The 25697-nt window shown below is 60.3% G+C and carries 20 protein-coding genes and 5 tRNA genes; 21 read left to right on the top strand and 4 right to left on the bottom strand.

The annotated features are described in order from the left end of the window. Positions 1-5 precede the first annotated feature (5 nt). From AB4N48_RS14715 to AB4N48_RS14690, 6 genes are all read left to right on the top strand, one after another. Complete coding sequence (locus tag AB4N48_RS14715) at positions 6-3212, top strand: transporter substrate-binding domain-containing protein (RefSeq protein WP_460093781.1); 3207 nt, start codon at positions 6-8, stop codon at positions 3210-3212. A 158-nt stretch (positions 3213-3370) separates the two neighbouring features. Beyond that, positions 3371-4237 carry a pirin family protein gene (locus AB4N48_RS14710; RefSeq protein ID WP_460093779.1) on the top strand — a complete coding sequence of 289 codons (867 nt, stop codon included), beginning with the start codon at positions 3371-3373 and terminating at the stop codon, positions 4235-4237. Between the two features lie 226 nt (positions 4238-4463). Beyond that, positions 4464-5906: a mechanosensitive ion channel family protein gene (locus tag AB4N48_RS14705; protein WP_252887643.1), complete on the top strand. Its 1443-nt coding sequence runs from the start codon at positions 4464-4466 to the stop codon at positions 5904-5906. An 83-nt stretch (positions 5907-5989) separates the two neighbouring features. Further along, a complete protein-coding gene (gene xth, locus AB4N48_RS14700; protein WP_252887644.1) occupies positions 5990-6784 on the top strand; it encodes an exodeoxyribonuclease III in 795 nt (264 codons plus the stop codon). A 101-nt stretch (positions 6785-6885) separates the two neighbouring features. Further along, on the top strand, positions 6886-7719 hold the full coding sequence (locus tag AB4N48_RS14695; protein ID WP_460093776.1) for an arylamine N-acetyltransferase family protein: 834 nt from the start codon (positions 6886-6888) through the stop codon (positions 7717-7719). Positions 7720-7997: 278 nt separating this feature from the next. Further along, positions 7998-9521 (top strand): nucleobase:cation symporter-2 family protein, encoded by a 1524-nt coding sequence (locus tag AB4N48_RS14690; RefSeq protein WP_024012376.1) that lies wholly within the window; start codon positions 7998-8000, stop codon positions 9519-9521. 113 nt (positions 9522-9634) lie between these two features. Here the strand turns inward: AB4N48_RS14690 and AB4N48_RS14685 are convergent. After that, positions 9635-9710 (bottom strand) — tRNA-Asn (locus AB4N48_RS14685). 10 nt (positions 9711-9720) lie between these two features. On the opposite strand from AB4N48_RS14685, the gene AB4N48_RS14680 reads away from it, so the two are divergent. Together AB4N48_RS14680 and AB4N48_RS14675 are read left to right on the top strand one after the other, a co-directional pair. After that, positions 9721-9933, top strand: a complete 213-nt coding sequence (locus AB4N48_RS14680) for a hypothetical protein (protein ID WP_252879790.1) — start codon at positions 9721-9723, stop codon at positions 9931-9933. Further along, positions 9930-10160 (top strand): hypothetical protein, encoded by a 231-nt coding sequence (locus AB4N48_RS14675; protein WP_024012377.1) that lies wholly within the window; start codon positions 9930-9932, stop codon positions 10158-10160. The genes AB4N48_RS14680 and AB4N48_RS14675 overlap by 4 nt, the downstream gene beginning before the upstream one ends. On the opposite strand, the gene AB4N48_RS14670 is transcribed toward AB4N48_RS14675, so the two are convergent. Further along, complete coding sequence (locus AB4N48_RS14670; RefSeq protein WP_056784354.1) at positions 10157-10357, bottom strand: hypothetical protein; 201 nt, start codon at positions 10355-10357, stop codon at positions 10157-10159. The genes AB4N48_RS14675 and AB4N48_RS14670 overlap by 4 nt on opposite strands. Positions 10358-10581: 224 nt before the next feature. Beyond that, positions 10582-11778 carry an amino acid aminotransferase gene (locus tag AB4N48_RS14665; protein WP_016773918.1) on the bottom strand — a complete coding sequence of 399 codons (1197 nt, stop codon included), beginning with the start codon at positions 11776-11778 and terminating at the stop codon, positions 10582-10584. Between the two features lie 337 nt (positions 11779-12115). On the opposite strand from AB4N48_RS14665, the gene uvrB reads away from it, so the two are divergent. From uvrB to AB4N48_RS14600, 13 genes are all read left to right on the top strand, one after another. Then, positions 12116-14131, top strand: coding sequence for an excinuclease ABC subunit UvrB (gene uvrB, locus AB4N48_RS14660; protein ID WP_016773919.1), 2016 nt, complete (start codon positions 12116-12118; stop codon positions 14129-14131). A gap of 277 nt (positions 14132-14408) precedes the next feature. Next, positions 14409-15890: a glutamate--tRNA ligase gene (gene gltX, locus AB4N48_RS14655; protein ID WP_016773920.1), complete on the top strand. Its 1482-nt coding sequence runs from the start codon at positions 14409-14411 to the stop codon at positions 15888-15890. Between the two features lie 188 nt (positions 15891-16078). Further along, positions 16079-16154 (top strand) — tRNA-Ala (locus AB4N48_RS14650). A 79-nt stretch (positions 16155-16233) separates the two neighbouring features. Continuing rightward, positions 16234-16309: transfer RNA gene (locus AB4N48_RS14645), tRNA-Glu, on the top strand. Between the two features lie 53 nt (positions 16310-16362). Then, positions 16363-16438 (top strand) — tRNA-Ala (locus tag AB4N48_RS14640). Between the two features lie 80 nt (positions 16439-16518). Next, positions 16519-16594, top strand: a tRNA-Glu gene (locus AB4N48_RS14635). Positions 16595-16776: 182 nt separating this feature from the next. Beyond that, the gene (locus AB4N48_RS14630; RefSeq protein ID WP_041478525.1) at positions 16777-17316 is read left to right on the top strand and encodes a TetR/AcrR family transcriptional regulator; all 540 of its coding nucleotides are present in this window, start codon (positions 16777-16779) and stop codon (positions 17314-17316) included. A 30-nt stretch (positions 17317-17346) separates the two neighbouring features. Beyond that, complete coding sequence (locus AB4N48_RS14625) at positions 17347-18180, top strand: alpha/beta fold hydrolase (RefSeq protein ID WP_150635760.1); 834 nt, start codon at positions 17347-17349, stop codon at positions 18178-18180. Between the two features lie 46 nt (positions 18181-18226). Next, the gene (locus AB4N48_RS14620) at positions 18227-18670 is read left to right on the top strand and encodes an acyl-CoA thioesterase (protein ID WP_016773923.1); all 444 of its coding nucleotides are present in this window, start codon (positions 18227-18229) and stop codon (positions 18668-18670) included. Positions 18671-18845: 175 nt separating this feature from the next. Beyond that, a complete protein-coding gene (locus tag AB4N48_RS14615; protein WP_016773924.1) occupies positions 18846-19805 on the top strand; it encodes a tRNA dihydrouridine synthase in 960 nt (319 codons plus the stop codon). Between the two features lie 119 nt (positions 19806-19924). Then, the gene (locus tag AB4N48_RS14610; protein WP_016773925.1) at positions 19925-20371 is read left to right on the top strand and encodes an Hsp20 family protein; all 447 of its coding nucleotides are present in this window, start codon (positions 19925-19927) and stop codon (positions 20369-20371) included. Positions 20372-20559: 188 nt separating this feature from the next. Continuing rightward, entirely contained in the window at positions 20560-21255 is a 696-nt protein-coding gene (locus AB4N48_RS14605; protein WP_217850860.1) for a DUF1266 domain-containing protein, read from the top strand. Further along, complete coding sequence (locus AB4N48_RS14600; RefSeq protein WP_236169450.1) at positions 21252-23945, top strand: DUF805 domain-containing protein; 2694 nt, start codon at positions 21252-21254, stop codon at positions 23943-23945. Before AB4N48_RS14605 ends, AB4N48_RS14600 begins: the two co-directional genes overlap by 4 nt. Here AB4N48_RS14600 and AB4N48_RS14595 read toward each other — a convergent pair. Next, the gene (locus AB4N48_RS14595; RefSeq protein WP_460093772.1) at positions 23942-25633 is read right to left on the bottom strand and encodes an Hsp70 family protein; all 1692 of its coding nucleotides are present in this window, start codon (positions 25631-25633) and stop codon (positions 23942-23944) included. The genes AB4N48_RS14600 and AB4N48_RS14595 overlap by 4 nt on opposite strands. Positions 25634-25697: the final 64 nt, after the last annotated feature.

Here is a 25697-nt window from a genome sequence, read left to right as displayed (position 1 = left end):
TCGACATGACGCAGGGGCTGCGGGTTTTGGGGATTTGGCTGGGGCTTGCCGCCTCGGTCTGGGCGAATGACCAACCGCAGACGCTGGAGGTGCTGGCGCGCCTCGAACCGGGGGGTATCCAGGTCCGCCTCGATGATCGGGAACGCCAGTGGCTGCGTGAGCATCCAGTCTTGCGCATGGGCATCTCCGGCCCGGATTACCCGCCCTTCGAAATCACCCGCCAACAGCATGAGCTGGAAGGGCTGACCGCCGATTACGCCGACCTGATGGCGCAACTGCTCGGCATCAGGATCGAAGTGCGGCGTTTCGCCGATCGGCCGGCACTGATGGCCGCACTCAAGCGCGCCGACGTTGATCTCTTGGGCACCTCGAACAGTTTCGAAGCGGCGGATCCGGCCTTTGTTCTGTCGCGGCCGTATGCTGAAGATCAGCCGATGCTGGTCACCCGCCACGACGAGAAGCTGACCGCCGACCTGACGGCCAAACGCATCGCCATGGTCGAGGATTACCTGCCACTGGCCCATGTTCAGGCGTTCTACCCCGGCGCCCACGTGCAGCTTTATGCTTCGGCCATGGATGCACTCGGCGCGGTCGCCTTCGGTGCCGACGACGTGTACCTGGGCGACTTCATCAGCGCCAATTATCTGATCAACACCAACTATCGCAACGACCTGCAATTGGCCGGGCCGTCGGGGCTTGATGCCAATCCGTTCGCCTTTGCGTTGTTGCGCAGCGATGTGGTGCTCAAACGCATCGTCGACAAGGCCTTGCTGGCCGTGCCCATGGAACGTCGGCATCTGATCGAACAGCGCTGGAGTGTCGGCCTTGCCGAGATGGCCGAGCAGTCCCGGGTACAGCTCAGCGCCGCTGAACAGCAGTGGCTTGATCTGCACCCGGTGGTGCGGGTGGGCGCGGTCGAAGACTTCGCGCCGTTGGCGTTTTTCGATGCCGATGGACGCTTCAACGGCCTGGCAGCGCAGTTGTTGAGCCTCATCGCCCAGCGCAGCGGGCTGCATTTCGAGATCGTGCGTGGCACCTCGTTGAACGATCAGTTCGAGCAGCTCCAGGCGGGTGAACTTGATGTCCTGCCGGTAGTGACGCCGAGCACCGAGCGGGAAGCGCAGCTGCAATTCACTCGCGCCTATCTGAACAATCCGTTCGTGCTGGTCAGTGCGGCGAACGGGCCACATCCATTGCCGCTCGACGACCTGGCGGGCAAACGCCTGGCCATCTATCGCGGCCACCCGTTGCGCGAATACCTGCTGCAACGCGTGCCCGGACTACGTCTGGTCGAAGTCAAAAGCCCCGCCGAAGGCATGGCGCTGATTGCCCGAGGACAGGTCGACGTAACGGTGAGCTCGTTGCTGGTGGCGCGTTTTCTGATTGCCCGGCAGTACCGCGATCGCCTGCGAATTACCGGCACCGTTGGCGATCAGCCGGCGCGCATCGCATTGGCCACGGCGCCGCAATCGGCATTGCTGCACTCGATCCTGAACAAGGCGTTACTGAGCATTGCGCCGCAGCAAATGGATGAACTGGTCGAGCGCTGGAGCCACGATGTAGTGGTCGAGAACAGCTACTGGCTGCGCCACCGTCAGGAGATTCTGCTGGGTTTCGCCAGCGCAGCTGCCTTGCTTCTGTTGGCACTGCTGTGGATTGGCTGGCAGCGCCGGCAGATCCACCAGCGTCAGCAATGGTTGCTGCAACTGCAACAGGCCAAGGACGCGGCGGACGAAGCCAGTAGGGCAAAGAGTACTTTTCTGGCGACCATGAGCCACGAGATCCGCACGCCGATGAACGCCCTGATCGGCATGCTCGAACTGGCCCTCAAGCGCGCAGAGGAGGGCGTCACCGACCGCTTGGCGATTCAGGTGGCGTCGAATGCCGGCCAGCAATTATTGGCGTTGATTGGCGACATTCTCGATATCGCTCGTATCGAGTCCGGGCATTTGTCCCTCGCGCCCGAGCGGGCCAACCTGCGCGAGATGGTGTTATCGGTGTGTCGGGTTTTTGAAGGGCTGGCGAGGCAGAAACGGCTCTTGTGGCGCATCGAACTTGATCCGCGCGCCGACGTGGATGTGCTGATCGATCCGACGCGCTTCAAACAGGTGCTGTCCAACCTGTTGAGCAATGCGATCAAATTCACCGAGGCAGGCGAGGTCAGCCTGCGTCTGCAGATCGTTGCGATATCGCACGAGCAAGTGAGTGTGCAAGTGCTGATCGAAGACAGCGGCATCGGTATAAGTGCTGAAGATCAAAAGCGCCTGTTCAGCCCGTTCGTTCAAGCGAGCAATAGCCTCCAAGCGGCGCGCAGCGGTTCCGGCCTGGGGCTGGTGATCAGCCGTAACCTCTGCGAAATGATGGGCGGCACGCTGGGTCTCGATAGTGATCTCGGGCAAGGCACGCGAGTAAAAATCAATATCCAGTTGCCGCTGCTGACGTCGGTGACGACCACACTGGCAACGCCCGAGGCGGCAGCCGCGACGTGTGTATTAAGCGTGTTGGTGGTGGACGATCACCCGGTCAATCGCTTGCTGATGTGCTGGCAATTGAGCGAACTCGGGCATCGCACGGTAGATGTGGGCGATGGCGAACAGGGGCTGGACCGCTGGCGAACCCAGGCCTTCGATGTGGTGATCACCGACTGCAACATGCCGCGACGCAATGGCTATGAACTGGCACAGGCGATTCGCAACGAAGAAGCCGCCAGCGGCCGCAGGCCCTGTCTGATCCTCGGTTTTACGGCCAACGCGCAAATCGAAGAGCGCCTGCGTTGTCTGGATGCCGGCATGGACGGCTGCCTGTTCAAACCGATTCGCTTGCACGATCTGGCTGAAGCCATGAACGGCGCCCGCCGTTGCGAGCTTCACGAAGATGAACCGCCTGGCGCCGAGTCGGTCGAGATTGACCTGAGTGCCCTGGAGCAGATGGCCGGGACCGATCACTCGTTGATCGAGCGTTTGCGCAAGGAAGTCGGCAACAGCCTGCGTGATGATCTCCAGGCTCTGGATCATATCCACGTCGGCGACCGCAACGGCCTGCGTGAGCTGGCCCATCGCATCAGGGGCGGCGCGCAAATGGTCGGCGCTGCGCGGGTTGTTGCGGCGTGTGTTGAGCTGGAAACGGCTTGCCGAGGCAGTGAAAACGCAGTTATCAACCGTGCCATCGACAGGTTGCGCGAAGCCATGCACGGCCTCGCACGGTGCCTCTGAACCAATGCAGTCTGCTGTGGGAGCGAGCCTGCTCGCGAAATGCGCGCTGCTGACCCAATTGTTCTGCACATGGAACACTCAAGCCGGTTTTCACCGTCTAGTCGAATATTCGATATGCCTTTAGGCTTAATCCAATGCATTTACACATTGGAGACCCCATGAAAAACATCATCGGCATTTACACCAGCCCGCGCGGCCATTGGGTCGGCGATGGTTTCCCGGTGCGCACACTTTTCTCTTACGACAACCTGGGCAAGCACATCAGCCCGTTTTTGCTGCTCGATCACGCCGGTCCCGCCGAATTCACCCCGACCACCGAACAGCGTGGCGTCGGCCAGCACCCGCACCGTGGTTTCGAAACCGTGACCATCGTTTACGACGGCGAAGTGCAACACCGCGACTCCACCGGCAGCGGCGGCACCATCGGCCCGGGTGATGTGCAGTGGATGACCGCAGCGTCCGGCATCCTCCATGAAGAGTTTCATTCGGAGAATTTCGCCAGAACCGGCGGCAAGCTGGAAATGGTCCAGCTGTGGGTCAACCTGCCGGCCAAGGACAAAATGGCCGCGCCGGGTTACCAGACCATTCTCGACCGCGACATTCCCAGCATCGCGCTCAAGGACGACGCCGGCAGTCTGCGTCTGATCGCCGGTGAATTCGACGGGCACACCGGACCTTCGCGGACTTTTACGCCAATCGACGTGTGGGATTTGCGCCTCAATGCTGGCAAGTTGCTGACGCTTGATCTGCACGAAGGACGCAATACCGCACTGGTGGTGCTGAAAGGTTCGGTGCAGGTTAACGGTGCGGAATCGGTAGGGGTCGGGCAGTTGGCGCTGTTCGAACGCGACGGTGATCGACTCACTCTCCAAGCCCGCGAAGACGCGGTGGTATTGCTGCTCAGCGGCGAGCCGATCGACGAACCGATCGTTGGCCACGGCCCGTTTGTGATGAATACCGAGCAGGAAATCCAACAGGCCTTCGCCGACTTCCAGTCCGGGCGCTTTGGCCAGATGCACGCCTGAACCGAAGCTTTACTGGCAACTGAAATTCCCTGTGGGAGCGAGCCTGCTCGCGAATGCTCTGATTCAGTCGAAGAGGTAGTGACTGACAGGACGCCTTCGCGAGCAGGCTCGCTCCCACAGGTTTTTCAGCGTTTTCGAGACGCTGTTCATCCGCCGAAATCAATTGCTCCTACACTGTGCCAATCTGTGCGATCTTCTCGCGATTGGCCTTTGTCGGAGTTGTTTGATGCTGTCTCTGCTGACCGAACACCCGTTGTTTAGCGCGTTGATCCTGATCCTGCTCGATCTTGGCCTGTGGCGGCTGATCAGCTCTCGCGGCAGCGGATGGAAGCTGTTGGTGCGGGTACTGATTTTCGCCCTGTTCAGCATTGTGCTGTTCAACGAAGGCCTCAACCCGATGGAGCCGGCGCCGTGGGCCGACAACGTGCCGCTGCATCTGGCGGCGACCGGGTTGCAGATCGGCTGGTGGCTGTTTGGTGCGCGGACCCTGACGGTGCTGATCGGCGCGGTGATGATGCAGCGGGTCGGCCACACCGGCCGGCTGTTGCAGGACTTGCTCGGCGCGGTGATTTTCCTCATCGCGATCATTGCGGCGCTGGCGTACGTGCTCGATCTGCCGGTCAAAGGCGTGCTGGCGACGTCCGGCGCGTTGGCGATCATCGTCGGTCTGGCCTTGCAGAGCACGTTGAGCGACGTGTTCTCCGGCATCGTCCTCAACACCACCAAGCCCTATCAACTCGATGACTGGATCTCCATCGACGGCACCGAGGGCCGCGTCACCGACATCGACTGGCGCGCCACGCGTCTGCAAACCAGCCAGGGCAGCATGGCCGTGATACCCAACTCGCTGGCGGCGAAAGCCAAAATCATCAACTTCAGCCGACCGAGCAATATGTTCGGCGTTTCCGTCAGCGTGCCTGTCAGCCCCCATGCCCGGCCCAGCTCAGTGATCGAGGCGCTGGAGCGGGCAATGCAGGGTTGCCGGCAATTGCTCGACACGCCGGCGCCGAGCGTATCGTTGAAGAGTTCTGCCAGCGGCGGCGCGGAATACGAAATCAGTGGATTTGTCGCCTCGATGGGCGAGAAGCGCGTGGTGCGCAATCAGTTGTTCGACCTCGCTTACCGGCATTTGCAGGCCTCCGGCGTCAACCTGCTGTCGAGCAACGAGACCAGCGCCGCACCGCAGTTGTCGCGGCCAAGGGCGTTGTTAGAAAGCTCACCGATCTTCTCGACTCTGCGTGAAGAAGAGAAAGACACCTTCAGCCAGAACATGACCCTGCAAACCTTCCGCGCCGGCGAAACGATTCTGGCGGGCGGGGAGGTCAGCGATCATTTGTTCATCATTGAATCCGGCGTGGTTTCGGTGACGCTCAAGCGCCATGGTGCACCCCTGGAATCCGGGCGCATGGGGCCGGGCGAGGTGATCGGCGAGGCCGGGATTCTTTCCGACACCGCGTTGCCGGCGGATTTTTCCGCGAAGACTTTCTGCGCCCTGTATCGCATCGAGAAGTCCTACCTGAAACCGTGCCTGGACGCGCGCCATGACATCCATGATGCGATGCAGGCGTTGCTCGATTTTCGTCTGCACAAGGCGCAGTCGCTGACCGAGGACGCGCCCGTGGTCGCGCCGAAAAGAGGCTTCCTGCAATGGCTGCGTAATCGCGTCTGAGCTGTCGCATTGTCATTCGATGCAACCTGCGCGGCGTTCTCAGGGTCACAATTTGCAATCCCACCGGGCAGGAGTTGCAGACGATGAAAAACCTGCGGATCGCCACCTTCAACGTCAACGGCATGCGCGCGCGGCTGCCGAATCTGCTGGAGTGGCTCAAGCGCGAGCAGCCGGACATCGCCTGCCTGCAAGAGCTCAAGTCAGTCGACAGCGCGTTTCCCGCCGCCGAACTGGAGGCCGCCGGTTACGGCGCGATCTGGCAGGGCCAGGCGTCATGGAATGGCGTGGCGATTCTGGCGCGTGATGCGCAGCCGCTGGAGAGTCGACGCGGTTTGCCCGGCGATCCCGATGACACGCACAGCCGCTATATCGAAGCGGCGGTGCACGGTGTGCTGGTCGGTTGCCTGTATCTGCCCAACGGCAACCCGCAGCCGGGGCCGAAATTCGATTACAAACTGGCCTGGTTCGAGCGTCTGATCAATTACGCCAAAGACCTGCAAGGCAGCGATCACCCGGTGGTGCTCGCCGGTGACTTCAATGTCGTGCCCACCGACATGGACATCTACAACACGCGATCCTGGCTCAAGGATGCTTTGTTGCAACCCGAAAGCCGCGAGTGCTATCAGCGCCTGCTGGGCCAGGGCTGGACCGATTCCCTGCGCCACGTGTATCCCGAAGAACGCATCTACACCTTCTGGGATTATTTCCGTAACCATTGGCAAACCAACTCCGGCCTGCGCATCGACCACCTGCTGCTCAACCCGGCATTGAGCCCGTATCTGCACGATGCCGGCGTCGACGCCTGGGTGCGCAACGAACCGCACGCCAGCGACCATGCACCGACATGGATTCGCATCGCTTCGCGGAAAAAGCGCTGAGCGGGCGATTGGCGAAATCAATTGTCGGAAGCCGTGCTTGATCCCGTATACAGGGCAATATCCACGCAGTGTTCTGCGGCCCCACGCATAAGGATCGAGCAATGAGTGCGCCACGGCTGAGCAATACCAATCTGTATCTGCAACGTCTGGGTTTCGATGCGCCGCCGCCGCCGACACTGGATACGTTGCGTCAGTTGCAACTGCGCCATACCGCCGAATTTGTTTTCGAGAATCTGGCTACGATCATGGGTGAACCGGTGTTGATCGACCTGGACTCCATCGAAAGCAAGGTGCTGCAGCAAGGGCGGGGCGGCTACTGCTACGAGCTCAATCATTTGTTTTATGCGCTTTTGCTTGAACTGGGATTTGAGGCGCGCGGCATCAGCGGGCGCGTGGTGATGAATCAACCGGAAGGCAGCTGGACGGCGCGCACCCATCGTTTGAGCCTGGTCACCATCGACGGCACTCGCTATATCGCCGACGTCGGCTTTGGCGGCATGGTGCCCACCGCGCCGCTTTTGCTCGACAGCGAACATGAACAACCCACCCCACACGAACCCTATTGCATCGACAAGCAAACCGATGGCTACCTGCTGCGCGCCAAGGTCGCAGGTGAATGGCGGCCGATGTACCTGTTTGATCTGCAGCGCCAGGAAGACATCGATTACACCGTCGGCAACTGGTACGTCTCGACGCATCCCGAGTCACCTTTTGCCCAGCGCCTGATGCTGGCGCGCACCGGCGCTGGTTGGCGCAAAACCCTGAACAACGGCAGTTTTGCCATTCATCACATGGGCGCGGACAGTGAGCGGCGCGAGGTGGCGGATGTCGACGAGCTGATGAAATTGCTGCGGCGTGAGTTTGATCTTCAAGTGCCTGATTCACCGCGTGTGCGGCAAGCGCTGGCTCGGGTAATCGCGCCAGCCTCCATCTAAGGCTTTACATCAGGCTCCAATACGCGACGGATCTCCCCGATTGCCGCTGAAAGAGCGCGACTGCACCGTCGGTCGCCTTGAACACTTCAGCCTGGTGGGCACTGGCGCGGACGCAGCGGGGATGTGTTGCCGAATTTGTTGGGGCAAGAAGCGCAGACTAGAAGGTTGGATGGCTACCTAACCATTATGTGACTGACAAGTTGTATACAACTCTATGGACATTTGTCCTGAGTATTGAATACAGTGTGCGCATAACAAAAACCAGGGAACCCCCCACCATGAAAACGCCCCATGTTTCACACCAACGGCCCGAGGACGAAAACCTCGGGGTCGGCGCGAATATGGCTTACGGCCTGCAACATGTTCTGACCATGTACGGCGGTATCGTTGCGGTGCCACTGATCATTGGCCAGGCGGCCGGTCTGTCGCCGGCGGACATTGGTCTGTTGATTGCTGCTTCATTGTTTGCGGGGGGGCTGGCGACGTTGCTGCAAACCCTGGGTCTGCCGTTTTTTGGCTGTCAGCTGCCGCTGGTCCAGGGCGTATCGTTCTCCGGCGTGGCGACCATGGTCGCGATCGTCAGCAGTGGCGGGGAGGGCGGTTTCCAATCGGTGCTGGGCGCGGTGATTGCCGCCTCGTTGATCGGCTTGCTGATCACGCCGGTGTTCTCACGCATCACCAAGTTCTTTCCGCCGTTGGTCACCGGCATTGTGATCACCACTATCGGCCTGACGCTGATGCCGGTGGCCGCACGCTGGGCGATGGGCGGCAACAGCCACGCGCCGGACTTCGGCAGCATGCAGAACATCGGTCTGGCGGCGGTCACGCTGGTGCTGGTGTTGCTGCTGAGCAAGGTTGGCAGCGCGACCATTTCTCGGCTGTCGATTCTGCTGGCCATGGTCATCGGCACGGTGCTGGCGGTGTTCCTCGGCATGGCGGATTTCTCCAGTGTCACCACCGGTCCCATGTTCGGCTTCCCGACACCGTTCCACTTCGGCATGCCGACCTTCCATTTCGCCGCGATCCTGTCGATGTGCATTGTGGTCATGGTGACGCTGGTGGAAACCTCGGCAGACATCCTCGCCGTGGGCGAAATCATTGACACCAAGGTAGATTCCAAACGCTTGGGCAACGGCCTGCGCGCCGACATGCTGTCGAGCATGTTTGCGCCGATCTTCGGATCGTTTACGCAAAGCGCTTTCGCGCAAAACGTCGGCCTGGTGGCGGTGACCGGTATCAAGAGCCGATTCGTGGTCGCCACCGGCGGTCTGTTTCTCGTCGTCCTCGGGCTGCTGCCGTTCATGGGGCGGGTGATTGCCGCCGTGCCGACTTCGGTCCTCGGCGGCGCAGGGATCGTGCTGTTCGGCACCGTGGCGGCGAGTGGCATTCGCACTTTGTCGAAGGTGGACTACCGCAATAACGTCAACCTGATCATCGTCGCCACTTCGATCGGTTTCGGCATGATCCCGATCGCAGCGCCGAACTTCTACGATCACTTCCCGAGCTGGTTCGCGACGATTTTCCATTCGGGCATCAGTTCATCGGCAATCATGGCGATCCTGCTCAACCTGGCGTTCAACCACTTCACGACCGGCAACTCGGATCAACAGTCGGTGTTCGCCGCAGCGGAAGAGCGCACCCTGCGTTATCGCGATCTCGCCGCGCTGCGTGAAGGCGATTACTTCAGCGACGGCAAGCTGCATGACTGCGATGGCAAGGAAGTGCCGGTGATCGAGCCGGATGACCACGACCATGGCCACGGCGCGCCAAAGGTGCAGGTGAAAAGCAGCGAACATGTCTGACTGCTGCGTCTGAAACAGGAAAGGCCGATCTGCCCAAACAGATCGGCCTTTTGGTATTTTTAATGCGCCCACAAAAAAGCCCCTGAACCTTGCGATTCAGGGGCTTTGCTATTTGGCTCCACAACCTGGACTCGAACCAGGGACCCAGTGATTAACAGTCACTTGCTCTACCAACTGAGCTATTGCGGAATTGGTGCGTATGTTACTGATTCAAAAAGAGAAGTCAAGCGTCGCCTGGCAACTTTTGCGATTCATGGGGACGGACGGCATTTTGTCAGCGATTGGCGGTTACCAGAAAGACTTCAGAGGTCTACCATGGCAGCCCGGAAGTGGTCACACGCGCTACCGGCCATTCGCCGCAAAGGTACGCGCCATGACTCAAATCACCCGTAACATCGAGGTGCTCGCATGAGCACTGCACAGATCAGCCTGCCCAAAGGGATCGGCCCGCACGCCGAAAAACTCTTCGATGCAATCACCGGCGCCAGTACCGCCGAAGAATTGAACCGCGCCGGCGGCAAGGCCGAAGGTTTCGTCCTCGGTCTCGAAAGCAGCAAGGCCATCAAAAGCCAGGTCGCCGAATCGCTGTATGTGATTTACGACGATGCCGCCACCCAGCGCTCGGCTGAACTGGCTTAACTGCCGAAAGTAATCGTGCCGAGCATCAGCTTGGCATAGACCGCTGTCGCCGCCAGTTGCACCAGCCACAGGGCCAGGCCACCGAGGAATACCCCGGTGGCGACTTGCAGCACCAGGCTCTTTTCACGCTTGGCCGGAGCGCGCGGGACGAAATCATCCAGGTCGTCACGGTCGGCGCGCAGGTTGTCGTTTTTCATGTGGGTTCTCGCAAGGTTCCGGGTTCGGCTCATGTCCTGTGGGAGCGAGCCTGCTCGCGAAAGCGTCTTGTCAGATGACATAACATCAACTGGTCGACCGCATTCGCGAGCAGGCTCGCTCCCACAGATTTGAATTGTGTGCAGTCTAGAGGTTGCAAGGCGTTTCCAGAGACAAATAAAAACGGGAAGCCCAAAGGCTTCCCGTTTTTCATCGCGCGACGAAATCAGATGACCTGAACGATCGCGTCCGTCACAGCCTTGATGTTGCTCTGGTTCAGCGCAGCCACGCAGATGCGGCCGGTGTCCAGGGCGTAGATGCCGAACTCGTTGCGCAGGCGATGCACTTGTTCAGTGGTCAGGCCGGAGTAGGAGAACATGCCGCGCTGACGACCGACGAAGCTGAAATCGCGGCCCGGGGCTTTTTCCGCCAGCAGGGCAACCATCTGCTCGCGCATGCCGCGAATGCGCAGGCGCATCTCGGCCAGCTCGGCTTCCCACTGTGCGCGCAGTTCCGGGCTGTTCAGAACGGCAGCAACAATGCTGGCGCCGTGGGTCGGCGGGTTGGAGTAGTTGGTGCGGATCACGCGCTTGACCTGCGACAGCACGCGCGCGCTTTCTTCTTTCGATTCGCTGATGATCGACAGTGCGCCAACGCGTTCGCCGTACAGCGAGAACGATTTGGAGAACGAGCTCGAGACGAAGAAGGTCAGGCCGGATTCGGCGAACAGGCGCACAGCGGCGGCGTCTTCATCGATGCCGTCGCCAAAGCCTTGGTAAGCCATATCGAGGAACGGCACGTGACCTTTGGCCTTGACCACTTCCAGTACCTTGTTCCAGTCCGCCGGGGTCAGGTCGACGCCGGTCGGGTTGTGGCAGCAAGCATGCAGGACAACGATCGAGCCGTTCGGCAGGGCGTTGAGGTCGTCGAGCATGCCGGCACGGTTCACGTCGTGGGTGGCAGCGTCGTAGTAACGGTAGTTCTGCACCGGGAAACCGGCGGTTTCGAACAGCGCGCGGTGGTTTTCCCAGCTCGGGTCGCTGATCGCCACGACGGCGTTCGGCAGCAGTTGCTTGAGGAAGTCGGCACCGATTTTCAGTGCGCCGGTCCCGCCGACGGCCTGAGTGGTGATGACGCGACCGGCGCTGATCAGCGGCGAGTCGTTGCCGAACAGCAGTTTCTGCACGGCCTGGTCGTAGGCAGCGATGCCATCGATCGGCAGGTAACCGCGCGAAGCGTGTTGCGCGACGCGAATCGTCTCGGCTTCGATCACCGCGCGCAGCAGTGGAATTCGCCCCTCTTCGTTGCAGTACACGCCTACGCCCAGGTTGACCTTGGTGGTCCGGGTATCGGCGTTGAATGCTTCGTTGAGGCCCAGGATTGGATCGCGGGGTGCCATTTCGACAGCGGAGAACAGGCTCATTATTACGGCGGCTCTGAATGGAGAGTGGAGGGACGTGTAGCGCTCCAGCCGAATGCACTAGAGCGGTGCACAAACGGGGAGCTAGTATAGAGGCCATCACTGCGCAATGGCGACAGGCGAATCGGCTTTTGGGGTAAGTTTTTCCGATTATTTCTGGACCGTTAGTCGATTGACTTTGTCAGACTCTTTACCGGATGTAGGACGTTTGCCTTGAAAGGTCAGGCAATCGCCACCACATTCAGCACAATCCAGGTTTTTTCTTGCGCGACATCGGTCGTTTGCGGTCGTCCTCGTGGTGCTCCGTCTGACGCGGAGCGCCGCGAATCCAGAGGTGTGTATGTCGGAATTCCAGCTAGTCACCCGCTTCGAGCCTGCCGGCGATCAGCCGGAAGCCATTCGCCAGTTGGTTGAGGGCATTGACGCCGGACTGGCGCACCAGACATTGCTCGGTGTGACCGGCTCGGGCAAGACCTTCAGCATCGCCAACGTCATCTCCCAGGTACAGCGTCCGACGCTGGTTCTGGCGCCGAACAAGACCCTGGCCGCGCAGTTGTACGGTGAGTTCAAGGCGTTCTTCCCGAACAACGCCGTTGAATACTTCGTTTCCTATTACGACTACTACCAGCCCGAAGCCTATGTGCCGTCGTCCGACACCTTCATCGAGAAGGACGCGTCGATCAACGACCACATCGAGCAGATGCGACTGTCCGCGACGAAAGCGTTGCTGGAGCGCAAGGACGCGATCATCGTCACCACGGTGTCGTGCATCTATGGTCTGGGCAGCCCGGAAACCTATCTGAAAATGGTCTTGCACGTGGATCGCGGCGACAAGCTCGATCAGCGCGCGCTGTTGCGGCGCCTGGCTGACCTGCAATACACCCGCAACGACATGGATTTTGCCCGGGCGACGTTCCGCGTGCGCGGTGATGTGATCGATATCTTCCCGGCGGAATCCGATCTGGAAGCGATCCGCATTGAGCTTTTCGACGACGAGGTCGAGAGCATTTCCGCGTTTGATCCGCTGACCGGCGAAGTCATCCGCAAGATGCCGCGCTTCACTTTCTATCCGAAGAGCCACTACGTGACGCCTCGGGAAACCCTGCTCGACGCCATCGAAGGCATCAAGGTCGAATTGCAGGAGCGCCTCGAATACCTGCGCAGTAACAACAAACTGGTGGAGGCCCAGCGCCTGGAGCAGCGCACCCGTTTCGACCTCGAGATGATCCTCGAACTGGGTTACTGCAACGGCATCGAAAACTACTCGCGCTACCTTTCCGGGCGTCCATCCGGCGCGGCGCCACCCACGCTTTACGACTATCTGCCTGCCGACGCCTTGCTGGTGATCGACGAATCCCACGTCAGCGTGCCGCAGGTCGGCGCGATGTATAAGGGCGACCGTTCGCGCAAGGAAACGCTGGTGGAGTACGGCTTCCGCCTGCCTTCGGCGCTGGACAACCGGCCAATGCGTTTCGACGAGTGGGAAGGGGTCAGCCCGCAGACCATTTTCGTTTCGGCGACCCCCGGCAACTATGAAGCCGAGCACGCCGGGCGCGTGGTCGAACAAGTGGTGCGGCCGACCGGCCTGGTCGACCCGCAGGTTGAAGTGCGGCCGGCACTGACTCAGGTCGATGACTTGCTCTCGGAAATCACCAAGCGCGTGGCGATCGAAGAGCGTGTGCTGGTCACCACGCTGACCAAGCGCATGGCCGAAGACCTGACCGATTACCTCGCCGACCACGGCGTGCGCGTGCGTTATCTGCACTCGGACATCGATACCGTCGAGCGCGTCGAGATCATCCGCGATTTGCGCCTCGGCGTGTTCGATGTGCTGGTCGGGATCAACCTGCTGCGTGAAGGCCTCGACATGCCGGAAGTGTCGCTGGTGGCGATTCTCGATGCTGACAAGGAAGGCTTCCTGCGTTCCGAGCGCTCGCTGATCCAGACCATCGGCCGCGCGGCGCGTAACCTCAATGGCCGGGCGATTCTCTACGCCGATCGCATGACCGGTTCGATGGAGCGGGCGATTGGTGAGACCGAGCGCCGTCGCGAGAAGCAGATCGCTTTCAACCTTGAGAACGGCATCACCCCGAAAGGTGTGATCAAGGACGTCGCCGACATCATGGAAGGCGCCACCGTACCGGGCTCGCGCAGCAAGAAGCGCAAAGGCATGGCCAAGGCCGCCGAAGAGAACGCCAAGTACGAAGCCGAACTGCGCTCGCCAAGCGAAATCACCAAACGCATCCGCGCGCTGGAAGAGAAGATGTACCAATTGGCGCGGGATCTGGAGTTTGAAGCGGCGGCGCAGATGCGTGATGAGATTGCCAAACTGCGCGAACGATTGCTTACGGTTTAAGGGATCGTTCCCACGCTCTGCGTGGGAATGCCGCCCGGGACGCTCTGCGTCCCATCGCTCGCGTGACGCAGAGCGTCACAGGATGCTTTCCCACGCAGAGCGTGGGAACGATCATTGTGTATCTCTGTAAGAGCGAGCCTGCTCGCGAATGGCCTTCACACCATCCGAAGGGCTTAGGGCATCTGGCTTAAATACCCTGCCCGCTGGAGCGGGGCGGGTGTCGCCTGTTACCATTCGCCGCTTGATTGTTCTGCTCTTCATTTTTTCGAGACAAGCCATGACCACCGTCCGCACTCGCATCGCGCCATCGCCTACCGGGGACCCCCACGTAGGTACCGCTTACATCGCATTGTTCAACTACTGCTTTGCCAAGCAGCATGGCGGTGAGTTCATCCTGCGCATCGAAGACACCGATCAGTTGCGTTCGACCCGCGAGTCCGAACAGCAGATCTTCGACGCCCTGCGCTGGCTCGGCATCGACTGGAGCGAAGGCCCGGACGTCGGCGGCCCGCACGGCCCGTATCGGCAGAGCGAGCGCGGCGACATCTACCAGAAGTACTGCCAGCAACTGGTCGACATGGGGCATGCGTTCCCGTGCTTCTGCACCGCTGAAGAACTCGATCAGATGCGCGCCGAGCAAATGGCTCGTGGCGAAACTCCGCGCTACGACGGCCGCGCGCTGCTGCTGTCGAAGGAAGAAGTCGCGGCGCGCCTGGCCGCTGGCGAACCACACGTGATCCGCATGAAAGTGCCGAGCGAAGGCGTCTGCGTGGTGCCGGATATGCTGCGTGGCGACGTCGAGATCCCGTGGGATCGCATGGACATGCAAGTGCTGATGAAGACCGACGGCCTGCCGACGTACTTCCTCGCCAACGTGGTCGACGATCACCTGATGGGCATCACCCACGTGCTGCGTGGCGAAGAATGGCTGCCATCGGCACCGAAACTGATTTTGCTGTACGAATACTTCGGCTGGGAACAGCCGGAGCTGTGCTACATGCCGCTGCTGCGTAACCCGGACAAGAGCAAGCTGTCCAAGCGCAAGAACCCGACCTCGGTGACGTTCTACGAGCGCATGGGCTTCATGCCGGAAGCGATGCTCAACTACCTCGGCCGCATGGGCTGGTCGATGCCGGACGAGCGCGAGAAGTTCTCGCTGCAGGAAATGGTCGACAACTTCGACCTCAAGCGCGTATCCCTCGGCGGGCCGATCTTCGATATTGAGAAGCTGTCGTGGCTCAACGGCCAGTGGCTGCGCGATCTGCCGGTGGAAGAATTTGCCGCCCGCGTGCAGAAGTGGGCGTTCAATTCCGAATACATGATGAAGATCGCGCCGCACGTACAGGGTCGTGTTGAAACGTTCAGCCAGGTCGCACCGCTGGCGGGGTTCTTCTTTGCCGGCGGCGTGAATCCGGATGCCAAGCTCTTCGAGTCGAAAAAGCTCTCCGGCGATCAGGTTCGCCAGTTGATGCAGTTGATCCTGTGGAAACTGGAAAGTCTGCGGCAGTGGGAGAAGGACAGCATCACCGCGACGATCCAGGCGGTGGTCGAATCCCTCGAGCTGAAACTGCGCGATGCGATGCCGTTGATGTTTGCTGCGATCACCGGGCAGGCGAGTTCGGTGTCGGTGCTCGATGCGATGGAAATCCTCGGCCCGGATCTCACCCGTTTCCGCTTGCGCCAGGCGATTGACCTGCTGGGCGGCGTATCGAAGAAAGAAAACAAGGAATGGGAAAAGCTCTTGGGCGCCATCGCCTGATTGCTTTTGCTTCTTTGCAGGACTGCCGAAGGCTGTGATCTTTTGATCCTGCCTTCGGCGTTTCTCCCGAATTTACGGGGGAGGGCGGTAAGTGATTGTTATCCCGGCAAAAAATTTTGAAATTTTTCAAAAATAAGTTTGACAGGCTTTCGATACGCCCTTAAGATTCGCCCCGTCCTCAGCGATGAGGGGCTATAGCTCAGCTGGGAGAGCGCTTGCATGGCATGCAAGAGGTCGACGGTTCGATCCCGTCTAGCTCCACCAATTTACACTTCGAGGTCTGGCCACACCGGCCTTGAAGCGATCAACACTCAGCGTTGATCAGTTGTATAGAAGGGTTTGCGTCCCCTTCGTCTAGTGGCCTAGGACACCGCCCTTTCACGGCGGTAACAGGGGTTCGAGTCCCCTAGGGGACGCCAGTTTTACAGAAGTGATGTTGCAAGAGATCACTCCGCCGCGAGGCGAAAAATCCGGGGCTATAGCTCAGCTGGGAGAGCGCCTGCATGGCATGCAGGAGGTCAGCGGTTCGATCCCGCTTAGCTCCACCAATTTTACAGTTCAAGGTCTGGCCACACCGGCCTTGAATCGATCAGCTCTCAGCACTGATCAGTTGTATAGAAGGGTTTGTGTCCCCTTCGTCTAGTGGCCTAGGACACCGCCCTTTCACGGCGGTAACAGGGGTTCGAGTCCCCTAGGGGACGCCACGATTACCCGCTCTGCGGGATTTTATAAGGGTCATTCAATTATTGAATGGCCCTTTTGTTTGTCTGGCGTTTGGCCAACTCTCCTTTTTCCTTACACTGTGCTTCAGACCAGCGGTCATATTCATGACTTGCGGAATATTATTATGCGAATAATATTCTAGTCGTAATATTCGGAGGCAACGATGAACGATAAAAAAGCTCAAACCCGCGAACGCATCCTCAAGGCTGCCAGCGCCGCATTGATTCAACGCGGCCCGGCAGACCCGAGCGTGGGTGAAGTGATGGGCGCCGCCGGGCTGACTGTCGGCGGCTTCTATGCGCACTTCGAAAGCAAGGACGCGATGATGCTCGAGGCGTTCAAACAGCTGCTGGGCCGCCGTCGCGACCTGATTGCCGACATGGACGCCGATCTGACCGGCGAAGAGCGTCGCGCTTTGGTGGCTGCGTTCTACCTGTCACGCAAACACCGGGATTCCAGCGAGGCTGCATGCCCGATCCCGGCCTCGATTGGCGAGCTGGGGCGTTTGCCGGAGTCGTTCCGCATAGCGCTGAACGAGCATTTGGAATTGATGGTCGCGCAGCTGGCGGCCAGCCCTGAAGACACCGACAAGGCTTTGGCCGATGTCGCGTTGATGGTCGGTGGTCTGGCCTTGGCCAGAGCGCTGGGTCCGGGAGATTTATCCGATCGATTGCTGCGCGCCGCCAAGTCGGCGGTGCGTTGACCTGAAGGCAACAAGCCTGAGGAGAGTGCGATGAACGCGTTGAAGTGGGTTCGTGGCGTTAACGGTACCTTGGGCTGGTTTGCACCGAGACTGGTGGCAAGCAAAATGCGTCTGGCGTTCATGACGCCCCGCGCTCTACCGCTGCGCGATTGGGAGCTGCCGCTGTTGGCCAGCTCCGAACGCATCACATTGCGCTTCGGTCTGTCGGCGCTGCGTTGGGGCCAAGGTCCTGCAGTGTTGCTGATGCATGGTTGGGAAGGGCGGCCAACGCAATTCGCTTCGCTGATAAACGCTTTGGTTGATGCCGGCTATACCGTCGTCGCGCTCGATGGCCCGGCCCACGGTCGCTCCCCTGGGCGAGAAGCCAATGTAGTGCTGTTCGCCCGCGCCATGCTCGAAGCCGCTGCCGAATTGCCGCCGCTGCAAGCGGTTATCGGCCATTCCATGGGCGGCGCCAGCGCGATGCTCGCCGTGCAATTGGGGCTGCGCACCGAAACCCTGGTCAGCATCGCCGCACCGTCGCGCATCCTCGGCGTGCTGCGCGGTTTCGCGCGCATGGTCGGCATGCCGCCGCGCGCGCGTTCGGCGTTCATTCGTCAGGTCGAGCAGGACGTCGGCATGCGCGCCGCGACGCTGGACGTGGCCCACTATCAACTGGATATGCCCGGCCTGATCGTGCATGCCGAGGACGACAATTTTGTCTCGGTCAAAGAATCGCAATTGATTCACGAAGCCTGGTTCGACAGCCGCCTGCTGCGCCTCGAAAGCGGCGGCCATCAACGCGTGCTGGCCGACCCTCGAGTGATTGATGGCGTGTTATCACTGCTCGCCGGTCGCAGTCTTCAGGCGCGCCAATCGGCCTGAGCTCCGTTACACTGCCCCGGTTGAATACTTTGACCGGGAGTGGAGCATGGGCTGGGATCGGGCAACGCCGTTTACCATTGATCTGCAAGTAGGCGCCGAAGACATCGACGGGCTCGGGCACGCCAATAATGCGGTGTACGTGACCTGGCTCGAGCGCTGCGCCTGGCGCCATTCGCAGCGCCTCGGCCTGGACCTGGTCGAATACCGGCGTCTGGACCGAGCAATGGCCGTTGTCCGCCACGAAATCGATTATCTGGCCGCCGCCTATGAAGGCGATGAACTGCAACTGGCGACCTGGATCGTCGATTGGGATCAGCGCCTGAAAATGACCCGGCATTTCCAGCTCAAACGCCCCAGCGACAACGCCACCCTGTTGCGCGCGCAGACCACATTTGTGTGCATCGAACTGTCGACCGGCAAGCCCAAGCGTATGCCGGCGGAATTTATCGAAGGCTATGGCCCGGCGATCCAGATTGCAGAAGCCATGTGAATCTCACCCTGTGGGAGCGAGCCTGCTCGCGAAAGCATCGCGTGAGTTACGCATGCGTCAACTGACAGACCGTCTTCGCGAGCAGGCTCGCTCCCACAGAGATATGTGTAGTTCTGCGGATTTGTGCGATATCCAGTAAACTGCCGCACGTTTTTTCTTCAAGTAGTGTTTCCCCATGCAAATTGCTCTGGCGCCCATGGAAGGGTTGGTCGACGACATCCTGCGCGACGTGTTGACCCGCGTTGGCGGCATCGATTGGTGCGTGACCGAGTTCATTCGGGTCAACGACCAGTTGCTCACGCCGGCCTATTTCCACAAGTTCGGCCCCGAGCTGCTCAACGGCGCTCGCACCGCGTCCGGCGTGCCGCTGCGCGTGCAATTGCTCGGTTCCGATCCGGTGTGCCTGGCGGAAAACGCGGCGTTGGCCTGCGAGCTTGGCTCGGAAGTGATCGACCTCAACTTCGGCTGCCCGGCCAAGACCGTCAACAAATCCCGTGGCGGCGCCGTGCTGCTCAAGGAGCCGGAGCTGCTCAACCAGATCGTCGAGCATGTCCGTCGCGCCGTACCGGCGCACATCCCGGTCACCGCGAAAATGCGCCTGGGTTTCGACAGTCCTGACGGCTCGCTGGTCTGCGCCACGGCGCTGGCCGAAGGCGGGGCAGAGCACATCGTCGTACATGCGCGGACGAAAATGGACGGCTACAAACCGCCGGCTCATTGGGAGTGGATCCCGCGTGTGCAGGATGTGGTCAAGGTCCCGGTCTTCGCCAACGGGGACATCTGGAGCGTCGAAGACTGGCGCCGTTGCCGCGAAATCAGTGGTGTCGAAGACATCATGCTCGGTCGGGGGCTGGTCTCCCGCCCGGATCTCGCTCGGCAGATCGCTGCGGCGCGCGCTGGCGAAGAGGTCGTCGAGATGACGTGGGCCGAGCTGATGCCGCTGATTCAGGACTTCTGGCTGCAGGCCAAGGCGCAGATGACCGCACGCCAATCGCCCGGTCGCCTCAAGCAATGGCTGGCCATGTTGACGCGCAACTACCCGGAAGCCGCCGAGCTTTTCACTGTTCTGCGTCGCGAAACCGAGCCGGATCAAGTCTCGCGCTTGCTCGGATTGCCGCTCGTCGAAGCCGCATAAAAAATCTCAAAATATTCTCTTGAAATCAAAACAGCGGTCCCTATCTAAGGGTTACGCGATGCCGAATTCGGGTCGCGGAGACACAAAACCTTGCTGATTGTTTTCAGGAGATTTGAATCATGAGTACTGCATTTTCTCTCGCGCCACTGTTCCGTTCCTCGGTAGGTTTCGACCGTTTCAACGACCTGTTCGAAACCGCCCTGCGCAACGAGCCAGGCAGCAGCTACCCACCCTACAACGTCGAAAAACACGGTGATGATCAATACCGTATCGTCGTCGCGGCCGCCGGTTTCCAGGAAGAAGACCTGGACCTGCAGGTCGAGAAGGGTGTGCTGACCATCAGTGGCGGCAAGCGTGACACTGACGAAAGCGTCACGTTCTTGCATCAAGGCATCGCCCAGCGAGCCTTCAAGCTGTCGTTCCGTCTGGCCGATCACATCGAGATCAAGGACGCTGCGCTGCGCAACGGCCTGCTGAGCATCGACCTGCTCCGTGTGATCCCGGAAGAAGCGAAAGCCAAGCGCATCCCGATCAATGGAGCGCAGCAGCCGGCGTTGCAGCATTGATTCATGTGCTGACACACAATCGCCCGAATCGGCGATAAGCCGCTGAACGAAAGGCCCCGATACGTCGGGGCCTTTTTTGTGCGCGCAGTCAAAGCGATGCAGGGTTTGCCGCTGTTGTCGGGGCTCTTTACAATCTGCGCAGTTTTGCCGACCCCCATATCCCAGCGGTCGGCCTGGAGCCTTTTTTCATGGACGAGATTCAACAGCGCTGGCTGTGCGCGTTGTCCGCACCAATGGCCGCGCTCAACACCGGCGCCGGGTATGACGACCCGGCGTTCTGCAACGATCGTTACATCAACCTCAAGGAAAGTTGGGGTATCGATGATCGGCAACAGTTGTTCGACATGCTCGGATGGATGACCGACGACGGCCATGCCAAGCACCTCAGCGGGGCCTATCTGGCGTGGCAGCGATGCCTGCCGAGTGAATGGCAGTCGTTGCTCAATGATCTGAGCCCGCGCGAGCGCGTCCTGCATGAATTTGCCAGCCGTACCTTCGGCAGCTGTGGTCCCGGCGGCATTCTGTCCTGGGATTACGGCCGGATGGGCTTTCTGTTGCGCTGCGCCGTGCGTAATCAATGGATCGATCTGGCCGAGAGCAACTGGTTGCACAGTCGTCTGGCGTTGAGGGCGCAGTTTCATTACGGCAGCTGGATGGCTTATTTCAACGGCTTTCTGGTGGGACGAACTTTTTGGTGCTGCATGAGCAAAAGCGATGATGAACTGGCGGTCGAGATGAGTCGTGAGGGCACCAGCGCTTTCAACACCAGGATTGCCCGAGGCCTTGCGCAAAACATTCCACACTTTCTCGCCGATCTGCCTTGGCACATGGATATTGATCCGCCGTCTCGTCCGGCATCGCTTGGGGAGTTCGACTGGTCATGAGTTGCTGGATTCGACTGGGCATTGAACCGACTACTGACGAAACCCTGATTCGCAGCGCCTATCGCGCCCGTTTGCCGGCGCACCATCCGGAAACCGACCCGGAAGGTTTTCAGGCGCTGCGCATGGCCTACGAGAGTGCCCTGCGTCTGGCCCGTGAAGAGCAGCAGGAAGAGGCTGAAGACGAGATTGACGCTGCACAAGCCAATGTCGTTCGGGCGCCTCAAGCTTTCTTGGATTTCTGTGCGCTGCTGGATGATCCCGCGCGACGCTTCAATCACGCGGCGTGGCAGGCATTCGTCCGGACGCTGGATGACTTGTCACTGGAGGTTTTCGATGACCTCAACTGGGGCTTGTACCACCGACTGTCCGGCGCCGGTCCGTTGTCCTACCGTTGTGCGAATCTGTTGGCGCAACGCATGGCCTGGGACCAGCAACTGTTGGATTTGGCATTCGACGATGCGCAAGCGGTAGAAGGCTTTTTGCAGCGCATCAAGGCGCCCGACCCGTTCGACACGGATCTGATGAGCGCCTGGTCAGAGCCGGCACAGACCGAGTCGCTGTGGTATGCCCGTAGCCTCGATTTCATCTTTACTCAGCGTCCGCTTCACGAGTTCGCCGAGTTCGCCAGTCGGCACACGTGCTTGCCGTTGCCCAACGATGCCGCGTACCTCAAGCGTCTGCTGGTGCAGTTCACCCAAGCGGGGATGGGCGCGCCGACGTTCCTGCAGTGCTGTGCCGAACAGCACGATGCCGCGCCGGATAACGTCGACTGGCTGTACCTGCTGGCGTGTCAGTACAGTCTGTTGGGGCACGACGATCAAGCGTTTCCATGCTGGATTCGGCTCTGGAGCGAACATCGCCATCCCGCGGCAGAGAGTCGCTTGCTGGAGCTGTGTGCCAAGCGTCAGCCGACCTTTCTGCCGTTGCTGATTCAGGCGTTCGATCGTCTGGAGGACTGCGCCGTTTGGCCGGACGAGCTGGGTGCTGAGTGCCAGGTGTATGGCAGTCCGTCACAGCGGCCCGAGACCTTGACGCGTTGGTTGGGTGTCGGACGGCTCAAGCTTGATGCACTGGCGCAAAGCTTTGTTGATTGGCGCATGGCGGGCGACGAGCTGCCATTGCTCGCGCAGTTGATCGGCGAAAACCACGACAGCCGTTTGCTGCGTCTGTACCGGCACGCCTGGGCGCTGCATCGTGGTGATTCGGCCTTGTTGCAGCAGATTGTCGACGAACCGCTGCCGGTGGATGCGCTGGAATGCCTGGTTTTGAGCGGCCTGAAGTATCAGGCCAGGCAACATCTGCATTGGCTGGCCAAGGCGCCTGTTGCGCAGGCCATGAGCGCTTTCACTGACTCGCAAACACTTTCACCGCAATTGCCGCTCGCGTTGTCCGAAGGTGCGCTGCACAAGGTTTGTCGTCTGTGGTTGCAGCGCTTGCGGCCCTATAGCGACACGGCGCTTGCACGCATTGCCGACGCGTTCGAACTGAGTGCGGTCAAAGACGGCAATGACCTCTCGGAGCTTGATCTCATGCTCCAGTTGAGTCGACGCGCGACAGGTTTGCCGCCGATCGGGTTGGGAACGGCGATCTGGGATTGGCACGCTCAAACCGTGTTTTTGCTGGCATTGCTGGAACAACCCGAGCGCTGGTTGCAATTGATTGATGCGCAGTGTCTGGAGCGTTTGCCGTTCAATCCTGCGCATCCTTTGAGCCGACTGCAGCCGCTATTGCGGCGCTTGCTGCGTGAGCAGGGCGATGGCGCCGGTTTGCTCGGCTGGCTGCAGGGTGACGATCCCGTACACGGATTGCTGGTGCAACAATTATTCAGCGTGGAGCAGGCCCTCGACAGCGCCAGGCTGCCCGCCAATACCCTGCTTTACACCTGCGTCGAAAGTGACCGTGCGGCGTGCGGTGATGACCTGCTGGGCTTGTTGATGTTCTGGGGCGTGCTCTACCACGATCCAGGCCTGAGCGCCGAGCAACACCAGGCGTTGTTGCAGTCGATTGCAGCGGTCAGTTGCGAGGATGACTGGTTCGAAGGTTTTCGCGACGGACTGATCAAGGGCGAACCGGTGTGGCCACCGCGCAAGGTGTTGACGGATTTCGGTGTCGACAAACTATTGGCCTATGAGGCGCTGGATGCGCTCAAGAGCTTGATTCGCTACGGCGCTGCCGGTGTGCCGAAAACCCGAGTATTGCGGCAACTGCAGCAGGGTAAGGATGACGTGCAGAACAGCGTCGGCGTGCGCTTGGCACTTTGCGCGTTGCTGTCGTGGTCGGAGCGGTTGCTGCTAGCCAACAGTGATGTCCAGCCAGTACCAGCGAAAGCTTTCTGGCGCCTCGGATCACGGCTGGGGCGCAAGGCTTTTATCGCTCAGGTCCTGGGATGCGTAGTGGTAACCCCAATAGCCGGGCTGATAACGGGCACGACGATTGGCGGGATGGTCATCTTTTTGCTTGGCGTGCTGCTGTTGTTCGCGGCAGTTCTGCGGCGATTGCACGATATGGGCCGGGGCATACCGACACTGCTGATATTTCTGGGATTGTCGCCGTTTCTGCCATTCCTGCCGCTGGTGCTCTTCGGTTTTCCAGGAGACAAACTGCCCAATCGCTACGGCGTGCCGCCGGACGGTGGGGCAGATATGTTGTCCGGCGGATTGCAGGCGGCTCTGCGGCGACTGAACGGCTAAAGACGCATCTGATCCAGCGCATCATTCAGCGCTGAGCGGTGGCTGGCGATTGCGCCGGGTTGCTGGCCGGCAAGCACGGTGTTGAAGGTATCCATCCACTCGGCAATGCGCGCGCGCTCGTCGCCCAGACTTTGCATCCATGCTCGCTCCAGACGTGCGAGCAGGGTGCGGTTGGGCAGGGCGTCGCGAGGGTGGACTTTGAGCGTCGCGAGCCGGGCATGGCTGTCTCTGCGCGCCTGTTCATCCAGTCCGGTCGGGCTGCGGTCGATGCTGTGGCCGTAACGTTCGCCGGTTTCCAGAAGCGTGACGTCTACTTCCAGCAGGCCGTTGATGTCATAACTGAAACGCACATCGAGGCTCTGCAGCTGCTCACTAGGGGTGAACTGGATGTCGAAAGAATCGATGAAAATATTGTCGCGTACCCACGGGCGTTCCCCTTGGTAAACCGCGATACGGATTTCAGTCTGTTGCGCAAACGTCGTCGAGTAACGCTGCACCCGTGACGTTGGAATCACCGTGTTACGTTCGATGATCGGCGAGAACGCGCCACTGACGCCTTCGCCACGATTGGTCGAAATCCCCAGCGTATACGGACAGACATCGGTCAGAATCAATTCCTCAACCGCACCGTCCCGCGCCTTGCATGCCGCCTGCGTCGCCGCCCCCAGCGCCACGATAGTGTCTGGATCAAGATGCCGATAAGGCAGGCGTCCAAACAACGTGGCGACCATTTGCTGTACCGCCGGCATGCGCGTGGCGCCACCGACCAGCACCAGGCTGTCGAGGTCGCGCGGTTTCAGTCGGGCATCGCGCAGAGCCTGTTCGATTGGCGCGCGCAAGCGGGCCAGCAACGGCTCCCATATTTTCACTGCAGCGGCTTCATCCAGTTCCCATTCGAATGTCTGCTCGGCATGCCGCCAGCTCAACTGCTGCGCGCCTTCGCCGAGTTTGCATTTCAGCTGTTCGAGGGCATCACCGAGGCTGGCCATGGCTTGTGCATCGATCGTTGAGGGGGTGAGTTGCCAATTTTTCAGGCAGGCCTGCAACAGGGCTGCGGTGAAGTCTTCGCCGCCAAGAAAGTTGTCGCCAGTGGAGGCGTGCACTTCGATCAGCGGCAATGCGTATTCGAGCACGGTGACGTCGAACGTGCCGCCGCCGAGATCGAAAATCAGCGTGCGTTCGAACTTCTGTTCGTGCAGGCCGTACGCCATGGCGGCAGCGGTCGGTTCGTTGATCAGGCGCGTCACGGACAGCCCGGCCAGTTCGGCGGCGAACAAGGTACGCTTGCGCTGCTCGTCACTGAAATATGCCGGTACGGAAATGACCGCTTCTGTGACCGCCTGGCCGAGAAAGGCTTCCGCGTCTTGCTTGAGGGAGCCAAGCACCAGCGCCGACAACTCTTCCGGGCTGAACTGGCAAGAGCCGAGCTGGATTTGCCTGTCGCTGCCCATGAAGCGCTTGAACGCGGCGGCAGTGCGTTCCGGGTGCGTGGTCAGGCGGGCGCGGGCGGCTTTGCCGACCAGAATCGTGTCGTCTTCATCAAGGCTGACCACCGACGGTGTCAGCACATCGCCGAGGGCGTTGCGGATCAGTTCGGCGCGGCCTTCACGCCAGACGGCGATCAGGCTGTTGGTGGTGCCAAGGTCGATGCCCAGCAGGGCCGGGCGAGGAAGGGATGCATCCTGCATGGTTGATCTCGAAGCGGCGCAAAAAACGCGACCCTACAGGCTGAGGCAAAGCGTGGCAATTGTT

The sequence above is a fragment of the Pseudomonas sp. S2_C11 genome (assembly GCF_054668395.1).
This window is presented reverse-complemented; position numbering and strand designations above follow the sequence as displayed.